Source organism: Vibrio splendidus (assembly GCF_003345295.1).
Lineage (GTDB): Bacteria > Pseudomonadota > Gammaproteobacteria > Enterobacterales > Vibrionaceae > Vibrio > Vibrio splendidus_K.
The window spans coordinates 1,442,069-1,462,106 of sequence record NZ_CP031056.1; the positions used below are offsets into that span (position 1 = coordinate 1,442,069).

At 44.4% G+C, this 20,038-nt stretch carries 19 protein-coding genes; 11 read left to right on the forward strand and 8 right to left on the reverse strand.

Annotated features, from left to right (window positions below; all coding sequences use genetic code 11):
- Positions 1-134: 134 nt before the first annotated feature.
- Together DUN60_RS21945 and DUN60_RS21950 are read right to left on the reverse strand one after the other, a co-directional pair.
- Complete coding sequence (locus DUN60_RS21945; RefSeq protein WP_114635449.1) at positions 135-1,595, reverse strand: aldehyde dehydrogenase family protein; 1,461 nt, start codon at positions 1,593-1,595, stop codon at positions 135-137.
- Positions 1,596-1,794: 199 nt separating this feature from the next.
- Complete coding sequence (locus DUN60_RS21950) at positions 1,795-2,193, reverse strand: RidA family protein (RefSeq protein WP_004730412.1); 399 nt, start codon at positions 2,191-2,193, stop codon at positions 1,795-1,797.
- Between the two features lie 157 nt (positions 2,194-2,350).
- Between DUN60_RS21950 and DUN60_RS21955 the strand changes: the two genes are divergently transcribed.
- The 10 genes from DUN60_RS21955 to DUN60_RS22000 all read left to right on the forward strand — a co-directional run bounded on the left by DUN60_RS21955 (position 2,351) and on the right by DUN60_RS22000 (position 11,027).
- Positions 2,351-3,232 (forward strand): LysR family transcriptional regulator, encoded by an 882-nt coding sequence (locus tag DUN60_RS21955; RefSeq protein WP_114635450.1) that lies wholly within the window; start codon positions 2,351-2,353, stop codon positions 3,230-3,232.
- 896 nt (positions 3,233-4,128) lie between these two features.
- Complete coding sequence (locus DUN60_RS21960) at positions 4,129-4,530, forward strand: hypothetical protein (RefSeq protein ID WP_004730409.1); 402 nt, start codon at positions 4,129-4,131, stop codon at positions 4,528-4,530.
- Position 4,531: 1 nt separating this feature from the next.
- A complete protein-coding gene (atpB, locus tag DUN60_RS21965; protein ID WP_114635451.1) occupies positions 4,532-5,302 on the forward strand; it encodes a F0F1 ATP synthase subunit A in 771 nt (256 codons plus the stop codon).
- Positions 5,303-5,348: 46 nt separating this feature from the next.
- On the forward strand, positions 5,349-5,585 hold the full coding sequence (gene atpE, locus DUN60_RS21970; RefSeq protein WP_004730405.1) for a F0F1 ATP synthase subunit C: 237 nt from the start codon (positions 5,349-5,351) through the stop codon (positions 5,583-5,585).
- Between the two features lie 54 nt (positions 5,586-5,639).
- Entirely contained in the window at positions 5,640-6,110 is a 471-nt protein-coding gene (locus tag DUN60_RS21975) for a F0F1 ATP synthase subunit B (protein WP_114635452.1), read from the forward strand.
- A gap of 11 nt (positions 6,111-6,121) precedes the next feature.
- Positions 6,122-6,673 carry a F0F1 ATP synthase subunit delta gene (locus tag DUN60_RS21980; protein ID WP_009844933.1) on the forward strand — a complete coding sequence of 184 codons (552 nt, stop codon included), beginning with the start codon at positions 6,122-6,124 and terminating at the stop codon, positions 6,671-6,673.
- Positions 6,674-6,682: 9 nt separating this feature from the next.
- On the forward strand, positions 6,683-8,224 hold the full coding sequence (gene atpA, locus DUN60_RS21985) for a F0F1 ATP synthase subunit alpha (protein ID WP_012600780.1): 1,542 nt from the start codon (positions 6,683-6,685) through the stop codon (positions 8,222-8,224).
- A 47-nt stretch (positions 8,225-8,271) separates the two neighbouring features.
- On the forward strand, positions 8,272-9,141 hold the full coding sequence (gene atpG, locus DUN60_RS21990) for a F0F1 ATP synthase subunit gamma (RefSeq protein WP_009844931.1): 870 nt from the start codon (positions 8,272-8,274) through the stop codon (positions 9,139-9,141).
- Positions 9,142-9,183: 42 nt separating this feature from the next.
- Complete coding sequence (gene atpD / locus DUN60_RS21995) at positions 9,184-10,569, forward strand: F0F1 ATP synthase subunit beta (protein WP_004730394.1); 1,386 nt, start codon at positions 9,184-9,186, stop codon at positions 10,567-10,569.
- 14 nt (positions 10,570-10,583) lie between these two features.
- On the forward strand, positions 10,584-11,027 hold the full coding sequence (locus DUN60_RS22000) for a F0F1 ATP synthase subunit epsilon (RefSeq protein ID WP_114635453.1): 444 nt from the start codon (positions 10,584-10,586) through the stop codon (positions 11,025-11,027).
- A 149-nt stretch (positions 11,028-11,176) separates the two neighbouring features.
- On the opposite strand, the gene DUN60_RS22005 is transcribed toward DUN60_RS22000, so the two are convergent.
- Entirely contained in the window at positions 11,177-12,139 is a 963-nt protein-coding gene (locus tag DUN60_RS22005) for a nitrilase family protein (protein WP_114635454.1), read from the reverse strand.
- A 105-nt stretch (positions 12,140-12,244) separates the two neighbouring features.
- On the opposite strand from DUN60_RS22005, the gene DUN60_RS22010 reads away from it, so the two are divergent.
- Positions 12,245-13,120, forward strand: coding sequence for a LysR family transcriptional regulator (locus tag DUN60_RS22010; RefSeq protein ID WP_114635455.1), 876 nt, complete (start codon positions 12,245-12,247; stop codon positions 13,118-13,120).
- A gap of 180 nt (positions 13,121-13,300) precedes the next feature.
- Here DUN60_RS22010 and DUN60_RS22015 read toward each other — a convergent pair whose 3' ends face one another.
- The 5 genes from DUN60_RS22015 to DUN60_RS22035 form a co-directional block, all read right to left on the reverse strand.
- On the reverse strand, positions 13,301-13,879 hold the full coding sequence (locus DUN60_RS22015) for an RNA-binding S4 domain-containing protein (protein ID WP_114635456.1): 579 nt from the start codon (positions 13,877-13,879) through the stop codon (positions 13,301-13,303).
- 116 nt (positions 13,880-13,995) lie between these two features.
- Positions 13,996-15,648, reverse strand: a complete 1,653-nt coding sequence (gene yejF, locus DUN60_RS22020; RefSeq protein WP_114635457.1) for a microcin C ABC transporter ATP-binding protein YejF — start codon at positions 15,646-15,648, stop codon at positions 13,996-13,998.
- A 9-nt stretch (positions 15,649-15,657) separates the two neighbouring features.
- A complete protein-coding gene (locus tag DUN60_RS22025) occupies positions 15,658-16,680 on the reverse strand; it encodes an ABC transporter permease (protein WP_054547001.1) in 1,023 nt (340 codons plus the stop codon).
- Positions 16,681-16,711: 31 nt separating this feature from the next.
- Complete coding sequence (locus DUN60_RS22030; RefSeq protein ID WP_004730359.1) at positions 16,712-17,800, reverse strand: microcin C ABC transporter permease YejB; 1,089 nt, start codon at positions 17,798-17,800, stop codon at positions 16,712-16,714.
- 12 nt (positions 17,801-17,812) lie between these two features.
- Positions 17,813-19,708, reverse strand: a complete 1,896-nt coding sequence (locus tag DUN60_RS22035; RefSeq protein WP_102361045.1) for an extracellular solute-binding protein — start codon at positions 19,706-19,708, stop codon at positions 17,813-17,815.
- Between the last annotated feature and the right edge of the window lie 330 nt (positions 19,709-20,038).

The window sequence follows — 20,038 nt, forward strand, 5'->3', positions numbered from 1 at the left end:
GCTTGATTGAGTTTTGATGTTGGCCTGACTCGATGAATCAGGCCAATTCGATAGCTGGATAGTTAGGGTCTGTTTAACTAATGACTCCAACTATCCCGTTTTAGTTAATAGAAAGCTAATTAACAGAAAGCTGCTTAGTAAGGACGCTGGTAAGCTGTCTTCACGACTGTGTAGAACTCTTTCGCGTATTGACCTTGCTCACGAGGACCGAAGCTAGACTCTTTACGACCACCAAACGGTACATGGTAATCCGTACCTGCAGTTGGTAGGTTCACCATCACACAACCTGTTTGAGCTTGTTGTTTGAACATCGCACTGCTGCGTAGGCTTTGAGTAATGATGCCGCCTGTTAGGCCGAAACGTGTGTCGTTTGTTGTCGCGATAGCTTCTTCTAAGTCAGCAACTCGAATCACACTTGCCATAGGAGCAAACACTTCTTCTTGGTTCACTTCCCAATCGTTCTTAGTATTCAAGAACAAGGTTGGAGACATGTAGAAACCTTCGTGTTTCATGCTCAAGCGTTCGCCACCAAATGCTAGCTCACCGCCGCTTTGACGTGCTTTCTCAACCCAACCAAGGTTTGCTTCAAGTTGGTTTCCATCGACTACAGGGCCCATGAACACGCCCTCTTCTAGTGCATGACCGACTTTAAGCTCACTCATGCGTTTGATAAGTGCTTCGACGTATTGGTCGTGAATGCCATCCATTACCACTAGACGAGAAGATGCGGTACATTTTTGACCGGCACCCGAGAATGAACCCGCGATAGTTGCATCTACTGCAGTTTGGATATCTGCATCGTCAGCAATCACTAATGCGTTCTTACTGCCCATTTCTAGTTGACAACGAACGAAGTTTGGCGCTGTTGCAGCTGCGACTTTACGACCCGTATCAACAGAACCAGTAAAGCTCACACCATTCACGTCTTTAGAGTTGATCAGTGCATCACCAACCTTTGAACCACTACCCAGTACAAGGTTGAACGTGCCTGCAGGCATGCCTTGGCGGTGGATAATCTCGGTTAATGCAACCGCACTTGCTGGTGTTAGGTTTGCAGGTTTCCAGATAACGCTGTTACCGAAAGCCAATGCTGGAGCGATTTTCCAAGCTGCTGTAGCTGTTGGGAAGTTCCAAGGAGAGATGATGCCGATAACACCCACTGCTTCACGAGTCACTTCTACAGAAACGCCTGGGCGTACTGATTCTGCGTTGTCGCCAATTTGACGAAGCACTTCAGCTGCAAAGTATTGGAAGAACTGGCCTGCACGGTAAATTTCACCACGACCTTCAGCAAAAGGCTTGCCTTCTTCACGAGAAAGCAAAGTACCCAGCTCATCACAACGTGCAATCAGTTCATCACCAATCGCTTGAAGTACTGCTTGCTTACGTTCAATCGGCGTTTTTTCCCACTCTGGTTGAGCGTGCTTTGCCGCTGAAATCGCCTGTTGAACTTGGTCAGCACTTGCTTGTGCGAAGTTACCGATGTTTTCAGAAATATCTGATGGGTTAATGTTCGCAACGGTGCTTACACCCGCTTGCCATTCGCCGCCAATGTAAAGTGCGTTTTCTGCTTGAACATTCTGTAATAGAGTCATCATTCTGTCCTTGTAACGGTTAGGTTGCGGTTGAGTCTGGCAACCATCTGGTTAATTAATAAACTGTTAATATTCAGGTAATTAATTGCTAAAATAAGTCGTAAATTTTGTATCTAAAGTAAACCACGTCGCTTGTAGCAATAAACTGCTTCAATTCAAAAGAGTTTTGATCCGCAAATAGCTGTAGTTCACAGTCAAATTATTCAGGTTGAGACGCCGATGCATAAACCACGAACTCAACCAGCATTTCTTCTCTTGCTAACCCTGCAACGACGACCGCAGCACGGTTTGGATAAGGTGCATTGAAGTATTCTCCGTATACGCTGTTGACCGTTTTTAGGTATTCACGGTCTGTCACGTAAATCAGAACTTGCAGCACTGAATCCATAGATTCGCCTGCACACTCCAACGTATGAACAAGGTTGTTAAAAGTCTGACGCGTTTGCGCTTCAATACCGCCTTCTACTACTGCGCCAGTCTCATCGATTGGAATCTGCGCGGTGTATAGAGTGCCGTTATTAACGATTGCCCACTCTAGTGGTGCTTTTGAAGCAAAAAGCTCGGTTTTTACTGGGTGTTTTTTAGTTTGTGCGTTCACGATTCCATCCAACTTTGTAACAACTATGTTTCAAGATGGTTAAATACTGCACCTTGACGACTGATAAATCTAACGGTAAATTTTGTGCATTTGATAAATAAAATCTATCACCTTTCAAAAAGTAAGGTATAGCAAGGGCTAGAGAAGGATCAGTGCCATGAGTATTAAGCTACAACAGTTAAAACATTTTGTTTTAGTGGTCGAAGAAGGCGGATTTCGAGCGGCATCTCACCGTGCAAATCGATCGCAAGCGGCACTTTCTACATCGATAAAAGAGCTGGAAAAAATACTTGGCCAGCCACTGTTTGAAACAGGCAACAAATCAACCCTGACACCTTTCGGGGAAATATGCCTGCCAAAAATCATTCAATTCCTGAATGTTTACAAGGCATTAGACAATGATCTGCGCGCAGCTGCGGCAGGACAACAAGGAAGAGTTCGAATAGCAAGCGTGCCATCGGTCGCCGCAAAATTAATCCCTAGTGTGTTAGGGGCTTTCTGTGAGCAGTACCCTAATGTAGAAGTCAGCTTGATTGATGATAATGCGGCAGGTGTGGAAGCGAGATTATTGTCTGGAGAAGTGGATGTTGCACTCGGAAATAGCTCCCATTTAGAAGAAGAGAGCATCGACTTCACACCTTTACTTTCCGATCCTATCGGTGTGGTCTGCCTCAAAGACAACCCTATCGCCTCTCAAAAAGAGGGAATCGAATGGCAAACTTTGTTAAAACAACCCTTCATTCGCAACGGGACTTGTACCCTACTTGACCCAACACCCGCCCGAATGCTCAGTGAACAAGCTTTGTATTCAGTAGAGAACATTACTTCGCTGTTTTCGGTGTTAGAGCTCGGGATAGGCGTAACTACGCTGCCTAAACTGGCTTTCCCAACCAATGAAACCCGTTTGGTGTGGATCCCATTGATTGACCCGCCCTTACAGCGTCAGATCGGTATTTTCAGATTGGCTGACCGTACGATCTCGCCACAAGCACAAGCCTTTCATGACTTATGTATTCAATACCTAAGCAATGAAGAGTAATAGAAAAACATGAATGAAGGCGCTTCCTATAGACCTATTGAAACGACAAACATCTTTAGATTCCGATTATTTCTGTATTGAAACTGTGATTTCTGGGTCGATGCTCTGCGAATTCGTCCGATAATAATTCGACCCAACCTCAGCGATACCTCTATTTTTGAGTCAATTAACCCGTACTTTCCATCTGCACGTATGTTTCCTCGCCCTTATCATTGACCCTAGATCTTGTTGCATCAGTGGTTGGATGCTGAATTTTTCATCAAATTTTCATCTTGAACCCGGTGTTGGGCGTGTTGATTCGCGTTCCAATACATCAATAATGAAAATATGATAACGATATTAAAAAATATTAGCTTAATGATAAGGAGCACCATACTGCTATTTCACTACACAAACGAAACCTTCCAATATCAACAAAATCTTGGTTATACGCCGCTTCGAATACCAACCCGTCATCACATTTAGAAAAGACTCTAAGTCATTGAATATACTTACTTGATAACATTATATCTTGATATTTTTCCTCTCTAATTTTCTGGGTAAAACCTCCCTTTTCTCGCTATAAACAAAGCATTTTAAATATTCATGGATTTAATAATAGAACTATTACTTTCATAAATGAAAAACACTCATTTCAAAAATGGAATTATTGATGCCGATATTTGTCGTTTTGATCACATAATTTTAGGCGTAGTTTATATTTTGTCGAAACGATAGCGAGTTAGTTTTTAACGTTTAATTTCGTCAGGAGATATAAAGCCAGAAAGATTATTTCTTTGTTAACAAGTAAAGGTTTATTAACAAGTCAAATTGCTATTAACAAGTAAGTGCTAGTAACAAAACATATTCAAACTGTGTTTTATATTGACTTACACTGTTAAATATAAGGTTTTATTATGAGGCTTAATGGGATAAGTAGCGACATCCTTGTTGCTGCTAAAAGAGTTGTTCTCTGCCAAATAGTATTAGCCGTCGGTGTAGTTTTATATGAAGTGTTTTTTGGTAATAAAGTAGATATGGAGTCTTCAGCTTTGGGTGTCGTAATCGCGATGTTACCACCGCTGTTTGGTTTTATATATGCAAGCCTTAAGGTGCACAAGAATCCTAATTATAGTTTACGTGACTTAATGCAAATGAGTCGTGTCGTGAAAATAACCTATACGTTCTTAATGTTTATCCTGGCATTCCAGTTTTTTAAATTGGATAACCCAGTAATATTATACGCGTACATTTTCACAATGATTGGGTACTTCTTAACACCATTTATTACTGCCTCTACAAGATCGGAGTACGTGTAGTATGGATCAAGTCACTACCGCTCACGAATACATAGAGCATCACTTAACCTTCTTAACTACAGGTGATGGTTTCTGGGCGTTCAACATTGACTCAATGTTGGTATCTTGGATCACGGGTTTACTGTTTATTGGAGCTTTTCGATATGTAGTGACCAAGGGCACTAGCGGTGTTCCAGGTCGTTTTCAATGTTTTATCGAGCTTATCTTTGATTTCGTTAACAACCTAGTCAAAGAGATTTTTCAAGCGGAGGATAAATTAATAGGGCCACTGGCATTAACCACTTTTGTTTGGGTGTTGTTAATGAATGCAGTCGACCTATTGCCTATAGATTTAATACCAGGGTTAACTCGTGTAATAGGTTTAGAGCACTTTAGAGACCTACCGACAGCGGATGTAAATATCCCAATGTCGATGGCACTCGGTGTGTTTATTTTATTGTTAACTTATACGTTTAAAAATAAAGGTTTGAAAGGCTTTATCAAAGAGCTAACTACTCAGCCATTTGATAACCCTATTTTATATCCTGTTAACTTTGTTCTTGAATTAATAACATTAATTTCAAAGCCAATATCGCTAGGCTTACGATTATTCGGAAATATGTATGCAGGCGAGATGATATTCATCCTTATCGCACTAATGCCTTGGTGGATGCAATGGGCACTAAGTGTTCCATGGGCCTTATTCCACATATTAATCGTATTCTTACAAGCATTTATATTTATGGTACTGACCGTTGTTTATCTAGCAATGGCAACAGAAGAACACCATTAATTAATAACTAAAAAATTAACTAACACATTATTTATCGGAGATACAAATGGATATCGTAAGCGCAGTTTTATATGTAGCAGGTGCATTACTGATCGGTTTAGGTGCAGCAGGTGCGGCATCTGGTATTGGTAACTTAGCAGGTAAATACCTTGAAGGTGTTGCTCGTCAACCAGACCTTACTCCAATGCTTCGTACTCAATTCTTCATCATGATGGGCCTTGTTGATGCTGTACCGATGATTGGTGTTGGTATCGGTCTATACATCATCTTTGCCGTGGCTTAATTAAAAGCTTTGAAAAGATCGATTTGTAAATAATCAAGATTTAGTGAGGAAGGTATGAATTTAAATGCCAGCATGTTTGGTCAAGCAATCTCATTCGTGATTTTTGTTTGGCTATGCATGAAATATGTATGGCCCCCTCTCACCGCGATGTTAGACGAGCGCCAAAAAGAAATTGCTGATGGTTTACGCCATTCAGAGAATGCAGCGAAAGAGCTAGAACTAGCAAAATCAAATGGCGCACAAATCGTCGCAGATGCGAAAAACAATGTGACCGAACTGATTGAGCAAGGCAAGAAGCGCCGCAACGAAATCATCACCTTAGCTCACCAAGAAGGCGAGCAAGAAAAGGCACGCATCTTAGAACAAGGTAGAGCTGAGCTAGAAGGCGAACGTCAAAAGTTACGCCGTGAACTTCAGGCGGATATGGCAGATGCTGTTATTCAAAGTGCACAGAAATTGATCAGCAAAAACCTAGATTCTGAAACGAACCGAGCGTTAGTTGATCAAATGATAAGCGAACTCTAAACGGAGGCAATATGTCAGATTACACCAATATTGCTCATCCCTACGCTAAAGCATCGTTCGACTTTGCTTTAGGTGAAAACAAGTTACAAGAGTGGCACTCAATGCTGTCCATTCTTGTGACGGTAGCGGAAGAAGAAACGATCGCTAAGCAGATTTCATCAGCAGAAGGTGTTCACACACAGCAATCTGAAGAACTGGTCAATCTCATCATTCACGTTTGCCAAGGACTTGTTGATGACCACGTCATTAATCTCATTAAAGTCTTGGCTGAGAATGGCCGTCTTGCCGTGATCAGAGACTTGTTTAACTTGTTCAGCGACCTAAAGGACGAACATGAACGTGTAATCCCTGTCACTGTCACCAGTTCAGAATTGCTTACACAAGATCAAGTTACATCACTCACTGCTGCACTTGAGAAGAAATTAGAGCGTCAGGTTGAAATGGAACAGGTTATTGATGACTCGCTGGTTGGCGGGATCGTAATCAAGGCGGGTGAAACCGTCATCGATGGTTCTTTGAACACATCAATTAACCGATTGGCTCATCAACTTCACGCGAGATAGGTAACAATTATGCAATTAAATTCAAATGAAATCAGCGATCTGATTAAAGATCGCATCTCGAAATTTAATGTGAGCACCGAAGCTCGCAACGAAGGCACCATAGTCTCGGTTCGTGACGGCATCATTACCATTAACGGCCTTGCGGATGTCATGCAGGGTGAGATGATCGAGCTTCCAGGTGGCAAGTACGCTCTTGCACTTAACCTTGATACCCACTCAGTCGGTGCCGTGGTTATGGGCCCCTACACTGACCTATCTGAAGGTATGAAAGTGAAAGGTACTGGCCGTATCTTGGAAGTACCTGTCGGTAACGGTCTGCTTGGCCGTGTCGTGAACACACTAGGCGAACCTATTGATGGCAAAGGCCCAGTAAGTTGTGACCGTCTTGACCCTGTAGAAGTAATTGCACCCGGCGTAATCGAGCGTAAGTCCGTCGATCAGCCCATTCAAACCGGTTATAAAGCCGTTGATACCATGGTGCCTATCGGTCGTGGTCAACGTGAACTGATCATCGGTGACCGTCAGACTGGTAAAACAGCGTTAGCTATCGATGCGATCATCAATCAGAAAGATTCTGGCATCAAATGTGTGTACGTGGCTATTGGCCAGAAAGCATCTACTATCGCAAACGTTGTTCGTAAACTCGAAGACCACGATGCGCTTAAAAATACCATCGTTGTTGTAGCATCAGCATCAGAATCAGCAGCCCTTCAATATCTAGCACCCTATGCAGGTTGCACAATGGGCGAATACTTCCGTGACCGCGGTGAAGATGCATTGATCATCTATGATGACCTATCAAAACAAGCCGTCGCTTACCGTCAAATCTCATTGCTACTTAAACGCCCACCGGGTCGTGAAGCCTTCCCTGGCGACGTATTCTACCTCCACTCACGCCTACTAGAACGTGCGGCACGAGTGAATGCGGAATATGTAGAGAAGTTTACGAACGGTGAAGTGAAAGGCCAAACAGGCTCACTGACAGCGCTTCCTATCATTGAAACTCAAGCGGGTGACGTATCGGCGTTTGTACCAACCAACGTAATCTCAATTACTGATGGTCAGGTTTTCCTACAAACCCAACTGTTTAACTCAGGCCTACGTCCTGCTGTTGACCCAGGTATCTCGGTATCTCGTGTGGGTGGTGCAGCTCAGTGCAAGATCATCAAGAAACTGTCTGGTGGTATTCGTACATCGTTAGCTCAATACCGTGAGTTAGCCGCATTTGCTCAGTTCTCTTCTGACTTAGACGACATGACGCGCAAGCAGCTTGATCATGGTGAGCGTGTAACCGAACTAATGAAGCAAAAGCAATACTCGCCGATGTCTGTCGCTGAACAAGCAACGGTTATCTACGCAGCAGAAAAAGGCTATTTGGCCGACGTAGAGTTGCACAAAGTTGCACGTTTTGAAGAAGAGTTAATTGCTTACGCGAAAGGTCAAAACCCAGAATTGTTCGACACCATCAACGCGAATGGTGACTACAACGATGAAATTGATGGCGCTCTTGCAAAACTTCTCGGTGACTTTGTAGCATTGAAAGCTTGGTAAACGCTCCGGTTTGTTGGCTGGAAATCAAAACAAATTAGGAGCAGATAGTGGCAAATACTAAAGAAATTCGCACCAAGATAGGCAGTGTTAGTAACACTCAGAAAATCACCAGTGCAATGGAGATGGTTGCGGCAAGTAAGATGCGTAAAGTTCAAGACAATATGACGCTAACACGTCCATATGCCGAGAACATGCGCAAAGTTATCTCTCATGTCGCATCAGGGTCGCTGGAATACCAGCACCCCTACCTTCAACAGCGTGAACCAAAACGCGTTGCTTACATCATTATTTCGTCCGATCGAGGCTTATGTGGTGGCTTGAACTCGAACTTGTTCAAGAAAGTGTTAGAAGAAATGGAGCAATGGCGCACCAAGGGAGTCGAGGTAGAAACAACCTTAGTGGGATCTAAGGCTATCTCGTTCTTCCAACGCAGCGGTAATGTTATCGCGCAAACGTCAGGCCTTGGTGACGCGCCTAAATTAGAAGACATTTTAGGTACGGTTAACGCGATGCTAGGGCATTACGACGACGAAAAAATCGACAGCTTGTATCTCGTTTATAACCAGTTCATCAACACCATGGTTCAAGAACCAACGACCTTGCAGTTGCTGCCCCACCCCTCAGATTCTGAGGCCGATGGAGGCGCGAAAAAAGCACGTCGTTGGGACTACATCTACGAACAAGCACCAAGAGACATCCTCTCTGAGCTGTTACATCGATACATTGAATCACAAGTGTATCAAGGCATCGTAGAGAGCATTGCCTGTGAGCAAGCAGCCCGAATGGTGGCCATGAAAGCGGCGACCGATAACGCAGGCCAACTCATCGATGATTTGCAGTTGGTATACAACAAAGCGCGACAGGCTGCCATTACCCAAGAACTGAGTGAAATAGTCTCAGGTGCTCAAGCTGTCTAAGGGCAGAAAGAGTGGGTCAGAATAGAATTTGAGGATTTAGAGATGAGTGTTGGAAAAATAGTTAAAGTTATCGGCGCGGTGGTAGACGTCGAGTTCAGCGGCGGCAACAGCCCACGCGTTTATGATGCATTGAAAGTGACTAGCGAGGAAGCAAGCTCTCTCGTATTGGAAGTTCAGCAACAACTGGGTGGCAGTATCGTTCGTTGTATTGCAATGGGTACGTCAGATGGCTTGCGCCGCGGCCTAACTGTTGAAAACACAGGTTCTCCGATCACCGTTCCTGTGGGCGAAGAAACCTTAGGCCGTATCATGAACGTTCTTGGTCAGCCTATTGATGAATGTGGTGAAATCGGCCAGAAAGAAAGCTACGAAATTCACCGTGAAGCACCCTCTTATGAAGAGCAAGCAAACAGTACTGAACTTCTAGAAACAGGCGTTAAAGTTATCGACCTTATTTGTCCGTTCGCAAAGGGCGGTAAAATCGGTCTGTTTGGTGGTGCTGGCGTAGGTAAAACCGTCAACATGATGGAGCTTATCAACAACATCGCAAAAGCCCACTCAGGTCTCTCTGTATTTACCGGTGTTGGTGAGCGTACTCGTGAAGGTAACGACTTCTACTACGAGATGAAAGAAGCGGGTGTACTAGACAAAGTAGCCATGGTTTACGGCCAAATGAACGAGCCACCGGGAAACCGTCTGCGTGTTGCACTGACAGGCCTGACTATGGCTGAGCGCTTCCGTGATGAAGGTCGTGACGTACTGTTGTTCATTGATAACATCTACCGTTACACGCTTGCGGGAACAGAAGTATCGGCACTGCTAGGTCGTATGCCTTCAGCAGTAGGTTACCAACCAACGCTGGCTGAAGAGATGGGTGTTCTACAAGAACGTATCACATCAACCAGACAAGGTTCGATCACGTCTATTCAAGCGGTATACGTACCTGCGGATGACTTGACCGATCCATCGCCAGCAACAACCTTTGCTCACTTAGATGCAACCGTTGTACTGTCGCGTAACATCGCGGCATTGGGCCTCTACCCTGCAATCGACCCTTTGGATTCGACCTCTCGCCAATTGGACCCGCTTGTGGTTGGCCAAGAGCACTACGACATTGCACAAAAAGTCCAAACAACGCTGCAACGCTACAAAGAGCTAAAGGACATCATCGCGATTCTTGGTATGGATGAGCTGTCTACTGAAGACAAACAGACCGTATCTCGCGCTCGTAAGATTGAACGTTTCTTAACTCAGCCTTACCATGTAGCCGAAGTGTTTACCGGTCAGAAAGGTGTATTTGTACCGCTAAGCGAAACACTAAGAGGCTTTAAAGGCCTATTAGGCGGCGAATATGACGATATCCCAGAGCAAGCATTCTTGTATTGTGGTTCTATCGACGAAGTGCTTAACAAAGCAAAATCACTCTAAGAGGCAGGTGCACCATGGCTATCGGAATTACAGATAATACATTTCAACTTAATATTGTAAGTGCGGAAGGTACGCTGTTTTCAGGTCCAGCGTATGCCCTAGCCGTTTCTGGCGCTGATGGTGAGCTGGGGATCCGCCCCGGTCACTCCCCGCTTCTCAGTAAGATCAAGCCGGGCGTAGCAGTGTTTGTCACAGACCCTAAATCAGAGGGGCAAGTGCTGTATGTCTCTGGTGGCATGCTCGAAGTTCAGCCGGATGTGGTAACGGTTTTAGCCGATACCGCCTTGCACGGCAAAGACATTGACCGTGCTCGCGCAGAAGAAGCGAAATATGCGGCTCTTGAGAATATCAACAAGGGCAATGTCGACATCAATTTTGCACAAGCTCAGCTTGAACTGGCGAAAGCCGTTGCTCAACTTCGTGCATCAGAACTGACGTCTTCTCGCACTCGCCACTGAGAATAGAACTTAGACGTTTGATGCTTGATGTGTAAATAGTCTACCCACTTAAAAACTGTTTAAGTGGGTAGACTACATCCGATGTTATTGAATCAATCCCTTCCCTGCCGACTCCTTATTTACTCGCCTTATCCACCAGCATCTTCACATTACTTCTCAGCAAAACGCGCTTGGTGCGGATCAAGTTCATGACCAAGAGGTTGTGTGAGTGAATGATATAACTCTGGCTTGCGACCACGAATCCAGCGTCTACCCGTACACATATCTAACTCTTCTGCTTTTAGCTCTGCAATCACCATATCGTTATCAACACTATCAGTCTCAGCAATGATTTCACCATAAGGGCTGAGGATCATCGCATTGCCTGTTCTTACTTCATCCATATCAACGCCGACACCATTACTAAATACCACAAACATACCGTTATCGTGCGCTCTTGCAGGCAGCCAACGCATTAGCCACTCGCGACCATTCTTGCCCTCCATCTCAGCACGAATCGCTTCCGGGTTTTCATCTCGCTTAAACCATAACTCTGGGTCAATTCGTTTCATCGCTTTCGGGCTGCGTGATTGGCAACCGCCCGTCTGATGTGGCGCAATCAATATGTCAGCCCCTTTCAAAACGGTAATTCGTACGTTCTCGACCAAGTTGTTATCCCAACAAATCAAGATGCCGACTTTGCAGCCATGCGGCGTATCGAACACCGTGTATTGGTCTCCGCTACTCATATGTGGGCTAACGAAGGTGTGCAGTTTACGATGTTTCTGCACCTCGCCATTGGGCATAGCAAATACGTAGGTGTTGTATAGTTCGCCATCGGTGCCCTGCTCTATCAAACCCGCGCCAACACTCATGCCAAATTGCGTTGCTAGCGAAACGAGTTTTTGAGTCGATTCACCGCTCGGTACAGGTTCTGCTAAAGCTTCAATATCCCCCCGCGACAAAGCAGACACATGCCAATAACCGGTGATGCACATCTCTGGGAAGCTGATGATCTCTACGCCACTGTCCGCAGCCTTTTGAACGTATTGCTCTATAACCGATAAGTTATACGCCTTATCACCTGCATGGTGGTTGAATTGAACCGACGCTACTTTGATGTCTCTCTTCATTATTCGCCCTCAAACTTGTCTTTATCGAATTGGTATGAGCTCAGTATAAAAAATCGATTCAATTCCATATAATGAAAGATATTCTTAGTTCAATGAGCATTTGGAATGGAATTTGATTTACTGAAGGCATTCTGCCAGTTGGCCAAATCGGGCAATTACCGTTTGGCGTCAGAACAGCTCTACATCACTCAATCTACACTCACTAAAAAGATTCAACGACTTGAATCCAATATTGGGGCGTCTCTGTTTTCTCGTGGTAGGAATGGCGCAGAGCTAACGCATGCAGGCAAAACGTTACTGGCAGAAGCCCAACGTTTGGTTCATTCAATGCAAACGTTTGAGCAGCTTTCAGGCTCTGTGGTGAACGGAACTCAGGGACATTTGAACATTGGCTTTGGTGTGTCCACTTATCATGAAGCGCCCAAGCTTATTGCCGCTTATAAACAGCAATATCCAGAGGTTCACGTCACCTTAAATGACACACCATCTAAGCAACAGACGGATGAGTTATTGAGCCATGAACTCGATATCAGCTTCAATCGAATACCCGACTCCACGGATTTAAAGAGCCTAACCCTATTCAATGATTCCCTTGTAATAGCAGTACACAAAGATCTTCTCAAGCAAGCGCCGAGCAAAGATCAGATTACCTCTGAGTTAGCGAAATGGCCTTATCTAAAGCTCGGCCAACATCGTGGCCCCGGACTAGACAAGCAGATCCAACAATATTGCCTCGCCAATAAAATCGACCTATCCAAGGCACAAGAAGCCGATGATATTCTCACCCTACTTGCCTTGGTTTCTGCCAATATCGGTTTCACCATTGTACCCAGCAGTGCGCAGTTCATTAGCAATACCGATGTGGAATTCATTACTTTAGAAGGTGAATACGCCACTTGGCCTGTCGGGTTGATATGGAATGGGAAGAGTGAAAATCCACTCCGAGATCGATTTGTGGTGTTTGTTGTCGCACAGAGATAACAACAAAGAAAAAATGAGATAAAAAGTCAGTGAATAAGCCAGGCTTAATGGCACAAAAAAGGCTCACTAGATAGTGAGCCTTTTGATATCTGCTTAACGCAAAACCGACGTTTAACGTTGCTTGTTTTTTAAACAAATGGTTGAAAAAATAGCTTTAGAGCAGCCGTTTAGATCTGTAGTTTAGAAGAATTCAATCGAGTTACGGCCGCTTTTGTCATCACGTTGTGGCTTAGGCGTATCCGCTTTCTTTTTCGCTTTGTTATCTTTCTTCTTCTCTTTTTTCTCTTTCTTCGGCTCAGCCTTCGCACTCAGCATTTCTGCCATGCTTTTCTTAGACTCTTTCTTTTTTGAGTCCTTACTTGGCTGGTCTTTTTTAGCTTGCGATTTTTTAGACTGACCTTTCTTCGCCTTGTTGTCTTTTTTAGGCGCATCTTTCTTTTTCGTTTTTTCTGATTCTTCTTGTACTGGCTGATCACACACCACTACATAGTATTCTTGGTTGAATTCAAAGAAGTCGCCATCGTACATTTTACGACGTTTACGAGTTTCTAATTCACCATTTACCGCAACATAACCTTCAGAAATGATGTGCTTAGCTTCACCGCCACCACTCACGAGGTTAGCAATTTTAAACACTTTGTAGAGTTCGATTGGCTGACTAGAAACATCAATACCAATTGCTTCAATCTCAATCTCTTCGCCTTCTTCTCCAAGCTCTTGGCCTTCGTAGTCAGCGTCTTCGTAATGTTCTTGGTCCATGGTGACCTCTACCTAAATATGTACTTCTGGAATATTGGGCGCAGTGTAATCTTAAAACAACTAAATGACCATGTTGAATTCACCGAGCACTCGTTTGTTCTCGTTACGCACCCACTTTACACCGCACCACCAACATTCGAAAGACTCACAAGTTGCTTGGTGTACTCATGCTGTGGATTGCCAAACAAAGTTTCCGTGTCGCCCTTCTCTATCACCTCTCCAGCTTTCATCACAATGGTGTAGTGACATAGAGACTTCACCACGTTGAGGTCATGGCTAATAAATAGGTAAGTCAGGCCATACTTTTCTTGTAATGACTTCAGTAAGTCTAGGACTTGCGCTTGTACCGTTCTGTCGAGTGACGATGTTGGCTCATCCAACAATATAAACTCTGGTTTAAGAATCAAAGCACGTGCAATCGCGATACGTTGCCTCTGCCCGCCAGAAAATTCGTTGGGGTAACGGTGACGAGTTTCAGGATCGAGGTCGACCTCTTTCATTACGTCACGGATGCGTTGATCGAGTTCATGCTCATCCAATTGTTGATGCACTAACAAACCCTCACCAATCACCTGAGCCACTGACATTCTTGGGTTTAACGCCGAGAATGGGTCTTGAAATACCACTTGCATACGGCTTCGAAACGGTAGCATCTGCTGGCGGTTTAAGCCTTGAATTTGTTCGTCAGCGTAGGTAATCGAGCCTTCACTTTCAACCAATTTGAGGATTGCCATACCGGTTGTCGATTTACCAGAACCACTTTCTCCAACTAAACCGATTGAGTGCCCTTTCTTCAAAGTGAACTCCATGTCAGTTACGGCTTTGACATGAGAAATGGTTCGCTTGAATAAACCGCCCGTAATCGGGAACCAAACACGAAGTTGGTCCACATCAAGCAAAGGCTTACTGTCAGGAGAAACAGGTACTGGTAACCCTTTAGGATCAGAGTTAATAAGTTTTTGAGTATAAGGGTGCGCAGGCGTGTTGAAGAGTGTTTTACAGTCATTACTTTCAACTAAGCGGCCATCTTTCATTACCGCTACTCTGTCAGCAATTTTACGAACAATACTCAAATCATGGGTGATAAAAAGCATCGCCATACCCAGTTCTTGTTGAAGATCCTTTAGAAGATCAAGGATTTGCGCTTGCACCGACACGTCCAACGCAGTTGTAGGTTCATCTGCGATAAGTAGCTCTGGTTCGTTGATTAATGCCATCGCGATCATTACACGTTGACGTTCACCACCCGATAATTCATGAGGGTAAGCCGATATTTTTTGTTCCGGGTAACGAATCCCAACCTTTGATAGCCATTCTATAGCCAAGGCTTGCGCTTTGTTGGTTCGCATCCCTCGGTGAATAGATAGAGTTTCAACCAGTTGCTTACCGACTCGATGAAGCGGATTCAATGAAACCATAGGCTCTTGGAAGATCATACCAATGCGGCCACCACGAATCCCGCGCAGCTGTCTTTCAGAGCAACTCAGGATATCGGTACCAGAGAAGTTAATCTTACCGTTTAAGTAGTGCGATGAGCCTTTAGGCAGCAGTTTTAAAATCGAGTTGGCTGTAACAGATTTACCTGAACCACTCTCGCCCACCAGCGCCAATGTCTCACCTTTGTATATTTCTAAAGAGACATCTTGCGTCACTTGCTCTATCGAATCTTTTCGCCCAAAACCGACTGATAATTTATCTATGGTCAGAACTGGAGATGCATTAGCAGCCTCTACCGTTGCCCCTGAAGTAGGAACTGTATTTGAAGTCATAACTTATCCTTACTTCTGTTGATGTGGATCGAAGGCATCACGTACTGCTTCACCAACGAAGACAAGTAACGTAAGCATCAACGAAAGTACGACAAAGGCAGAAATACCAAGCCAAGGCGCTTGTAAGTTAGCTTTACCTTGTGCCAAGAGCTCACCTAGTGAAGGTGAACCCGCAGGAAGACCAAAGCCCAAGAAATCTAATGAGGTTAACGTGGTGACCGACCCAGAAAGGATAAATGGCATCATGGTGAGTGATGCGACCATCGCGTTGGGTAACATATGGCGAAGCATAATACGCTTATCATCAACACCCATCGCTTGCGCGGCGCGCACATAATCGAAATTACGGCAGCGCAAGAACTCGGCCCGAACAATCCCCACAAGACTCATCCAACTGAAGAGAACCATAATACCCAACAACCACCAGAAATTAGGCTCGATAAAGCTAGAGAGGATAATCAGCAAGAACAAAGTCGGCATGCCAGACCAGACTTCGATAAAACGCTGCCCGAGCAAATCGATCCAACCACCGTAATAGCCTTGTGTCGCGCCAACCACTACACCGACAACACTCGATACAATCGTCAGAATAAAACCAAATAACACGGAAATACGGAACCCATAAATAATGCGAGCTAACACATCTCGCCCTTTATCATCGGTTCCTAACCAGTTAACGGAATCAGGTTCCGAAGGCACAGCGCCAGAAATATCGAAGTTTATCGTGTCGTAGCTAAACGGAATGATTGGCCACACGATGTAACCGCTGTCTTCAATGAGTTCGATAACATATGGGTCTTTATAGTCGGCTTCGGTTTCAAACTCGCCACCAAATTCGGTCTCGGCATACTCATTGATAACAGGCACAAACCACTGATTATCATAAGAAACCAAGAGTGGCTTGTCGTTGGCGATAATCTCAGCGAACAGGCTCAATCCAAACAAGATGGTAAATATCCAAAGGGAAATAAAACCACGCTTGTTTGCTTTAAAACGTAACCAACGAGCTTCAGCTAAAGGGTTGTTAAACATTTATTATCAATACCTTGTTATTCATTCGCCATTAACGCGCTTCAAAATCAATTCGAGGATCAACCCAGGTGTAAGTCAGGTCAGAGATAATGCTCAACACCAAGCCAAGCAAGGTCATGATATAGAGAGAGCTGAACACCACTGGGTAATCTCGTTGAATGGTCGACTCAAAACCAAGCAGACCGATGCCTTCGAGTGAAAACATCACTTCAATCAACATAGAACCCGTGAAGAAAATACTAATAAATGCGCTTGGGAAACCCGCAATAATGATCAGCATGGCGTTACGGAAAACGTGCTTGTAGAGAATACTGCTCTCGTCCAAGCCTTTCGCTCGCGCCGTCACCACATATTGCTTATTGATTTCATCAAGGAAGGAGTTTTTGGTCAGCATGCTCAGTGTTGCAAAGCCACCGATGACCATAGCAAAAATAGGCAAAGCTAAGTGCCAGAAGTAGTCGCCAATTTGCTGATACCAATTAAGCTGATCAAAGTTACTCGACACCAAACCTCGCAATGGGAACCAACTGAAGTAGTTACCACTCGCGAACAAAATAATCAGGATAATCGCAAACAAAAAGCCCGGAACGGCGTAGCCGACAATCACGACCGCGCTCGACCAAATATCGAAACGAGAACCGTGATGTATCGCCTTCATGATGCCTAAAGGTATCGAAATCACGTAGATGATTAAGGTACTCCATAACCCTAAGGAGATGGAGACAGGCAGTCGCTCGATGATTAAATCAATAACGTTACCGCCCTTGAACAGGCTTTCGCCAAAGTTAAAGGTTGCGTAGTTTTTCAACATGTCGAAGTAGCGAACGTGAATCGGCTTATCAAAACCGAACTGCTTTTTGATCTCTTCAACCACTTCAGGATCAAGCCCACGAGAGCCTTTATAGCCACTGGCAGATGCTTGGTCACTTTCGCTTAAATCAACTTCTTGTCCACCACCAGAAAAGCGCTCCATGATTCCAGAGTTATGCCCTTCTAACTGAGCAACGGCTTGTTCTACCGGACCTCCTGGGGCAATCTGGATAATGAAAAAGTTGATGGTGATGATCGCCCACAGCGTGGGAATCACCAACAGTAAACGCCGAAATATATACGCGGCCATGCTAACTAACTCCTAGCGACGTTTTTCAGGAAGCAATGCCGCCTTCTCTTCTGAAATCCACCATGTATCGATACCTAAATCGTATTTAGGCAATACATCTGGACGCTCAAACTTGTCCCACATCGCGACGCGATATTCACCAACGTGCCATTGAGGGATGTTATAGAAATTCCACTGCAATACACGGTCTAGCGAACGACCTAGTGTAAGAAGCTTTTCAGGATGCTGTTGGTTACGCGCAATTTCTTCTGTTAACGCGTCAACCACCGGATCCATTACACCTGCAGTATTGTAAGTAGAATCAATGTAATTAGAGTTCCAAACAATCATTAAGTTCGGGCTAGGATAAGGGTTTGCAGAAAACGATGAAGACACCATATCGAAATCGCGGTCACGTAAGCGCTTGATATACTGAGTGGTATCGATGGTACGGATCTTCATCTCGATACCCATGCGCTTCAAGTTCTTTTGAACAGGTGTTGCGATACGTTCTGTGGTTGGGCTGTAAATCAGCAACTCAAATGACATCGGCTTGCCAGTCTTTTCGTTGGTCATTACTTTGTCTTTCAATACCCAGCCCGCTTCTTTCAGCAGTTTGAACGCAGTACGCATTTGGCTACGAATACGGCCGCTGCCATCGGTTACTGATGGCTGGAATTCTTCAGTGAAAACTCTCGGTGGAATTTGATCTTTGTACTGAGACAGCAATTCAACTTCAGCTTCGCTTGGTAAGCCTTTCGCTTCATAGTCGGTGTTTTGGAAGTAACTACGAGTCCGTTTGTACTGACCATAGAACATATTCTTGTTCATCCACTCAAAGTCCATCGCATAAGTTAACGCTTCACGCACTTTAGGATCAGAGAACACAGGAGATTGAATATTGAAGACAAAACCTTGAGTCGTTTCAGGCTTCTCATGGTTGATCTCTTCTTTGATGATGTAGCCTTTATCAAAGTTCGCGCCCGTGTATGAATTGGCCCAGAACTTAGCCGAGTTCTCGGTTCGAAGATCGAACTCCCCTGCTTTGAAGGCTTCCAGCATTACGGTGTCATCGCGATAGTAATCGTACTGCACTTGCTTGAAGTTATTGCGACCAACGTTAACCGGTAGGTCGGCAGCCCAGTAATTTTCATCTAAACCGTATGTAACGCTTTGACCAGATTTGTAGCCAATGATCTTATAGGGACCACTGCCTACTGGTGGCTCACTTAGAGGTTCAGACAGCTTTCTGTCTTTCCAGAAATGCTTTGGCAACACACGAGTGCTTTGCGCAAAACTAAACAGCTTCTCGCGATTTGGCTTGTTCATCTCAATACGAACAACCAAATCAGAGACAGCCGTTACTGACTCGATTTCTTTGTAATACACACGATATTGAGGCACACCTTCTTTCGAAAACTTGTCAAAGGTGAAAGCAACATCGTGAGCAGTGATTGGTTTACCATCTTGGAATTTAGCATTTGGGTTGATGTCGATTTCCATCCAAGTGAAATCACTGGCGTAGCGAATCCTTGAAGCGATCAATGGATAATACGCATCAATCTCGTCGCTCGGAGAAAACATCAAGGTATCGTAAATCTCCCCCGTATAGCTGGCAGCAACGCCGCGGGAACCGAATCGATTAAAGCTATCGTAGGTACCAATGCTGCCATAAGTCACTTTGCCCTGCTTTGGCGCATCAGGATTAACGTAATCGAAGTGAGTGAAGTCGACAGGATATTTTGCTTCACCAAAACCAACCAGTTGCGTGGTTTCAATAACGGTGACAGTAGGAGTTGATTCGGTATCAGAGGCGTAAGTAATGGAGGGTTGTAAAGCAATAAGCGGCAGCATAACTGCACATGACTTCAAATTAGACCTGAAAAACTGAGTGCGCTGCGAGGCTTTGCTTCGGAAATCTGTTCCCATTTGACTCTCCCTTCAAATGTTATGAATTCGATATTCAACTTGATTAACCGGCTTTGAATGCACACCGTTAAAACAAGTATAGGTTCAAATCTAACATCATGTAATAACTAATAAAACCATCAGCACCCTAACTCTTACCGTTTATTTACAATTAACTCGTCACTACTCGAATTTATTTGATGACGCAGACTAAAACTGCATCACAATAGTCTCACTAACGTAAATGACAGAAGCGTCGCTGACTTTGATTGGCCTAATTAATCAAACTTAACCCCCAAATAATCAACAAACTATACTTTACTGGAGTATCCTCGCTGCCTAGGTCTAAAT

Coding starts and splice junctions, on each gene's coding strand:
- DUN60_RS22035 (WP_102361045.1), bottom strand. CDS start 19,708: ATGGGAACAGATTTCCGAAGCAAAGCCTCGCAGCGCACTCAGTTTTTC.
- DUN60_RS22010 (WP_114635455.1), top strand. CDS start 12,245: ATGGAATTTGATTTACTGAAGGCATTCTGCCAGTTGGCCAAATCGGGC.
- DUN60_RS22005 (WP_114635454.1), bottom strand. CDS start 12,139: ATGAAGAGAGACATCAAAGTAGCGTCGGTTCAATTCAACCACCATGCA.
- DUN60_RS21945 (WP_114635449.1), bottom strand. CDS start 1,595: ATGACTCTATTACAGAATGTTCAAGCAGAAAACGCACTTTACATTGGC.
- DUN60_RS22015 (WP_114635456.1), bottom strand. CDS start 13,879: ATGGACCAAGAACATTACGAAGACGCTGACTACGAAGGCCAAGAGCTT.
- atpB (WP_114635451.1), top strand. CDS start 4,532: ATGGATCAAGTCACTACCGCTCACGAATACATAGAGCATCACTTAACC.
- DUN60_RS22000 (WP_114635453.1), top strand. CDS start 10,584: ATGGCTATCGGAATTACAGATAATACATTTCAACTTAATATTGTAAGT.
- atpA (WP_012600780.1), top strand. CDS start 6,683: ATGCAATTAAATTCAAATGAAATCAGCGATCTGATTAAAGATCGCATC.
- atpD (WP_004730394.1), top strand. CDS start 9,184: ATGAGTGTTGGAAAAATAGTTAAAGTTATCGGCGCGGTGGTAGACGTC.
- DUN60_RS21955 (WP_114635450.1), top strand. CDS start 2,351: ATGAGTATTAAGCTACAACAGTTAAAACATTTTGTTTTAGTGGTCGAA.
- yejF (WP_114635457.1), bottom strand. CDS start 15,648: ATGACTTCAAATACAGTTCCTACTTCAGGGGCAACGGTAGAGGCTGCT.
- DUN60_RS21960 (WP_004730409.1), top strand. CDS start 4,129: ATGAGGCTTAATGGGATAAGTAGCGACATCCTTGTTGCTGCTAAAAGA.
- DUN60_RS22030 (WP_004730359.1), bottom strand. CDS start 17,800: ATGGCCGCGTATATATTTCGGCGTTTACTGTTGGTGATTCCCACGCTG.
- DUN60_RS21980 (WP_009844933.1), top strand. CDS start 6,122: ATGTCAGATTACACCAATATTGCTCATCCCTACGCTAAAGCATCGTTC.
- DUN60_RS22025 (WP_054547001.1), bottom strand. CDS start 16,680: ATGTTTAACAACCCTTTAGCTGAAGCTCGTTGGTTACGTTTTAAAGCA.
- DUN60_RS21975 (WP_114635452.1), top strand. CDS start 5,640: ATGAATTTAAATGCCAGCATGTTTGGTCAAGCAATCTCATTCGTGATT.
- atpE (WP_004730405.1), top strand. CDS start 5,349: ATGGATATCGTAAGCGCAGTTTTATATGTAGCAGGTGCATTACTGATC.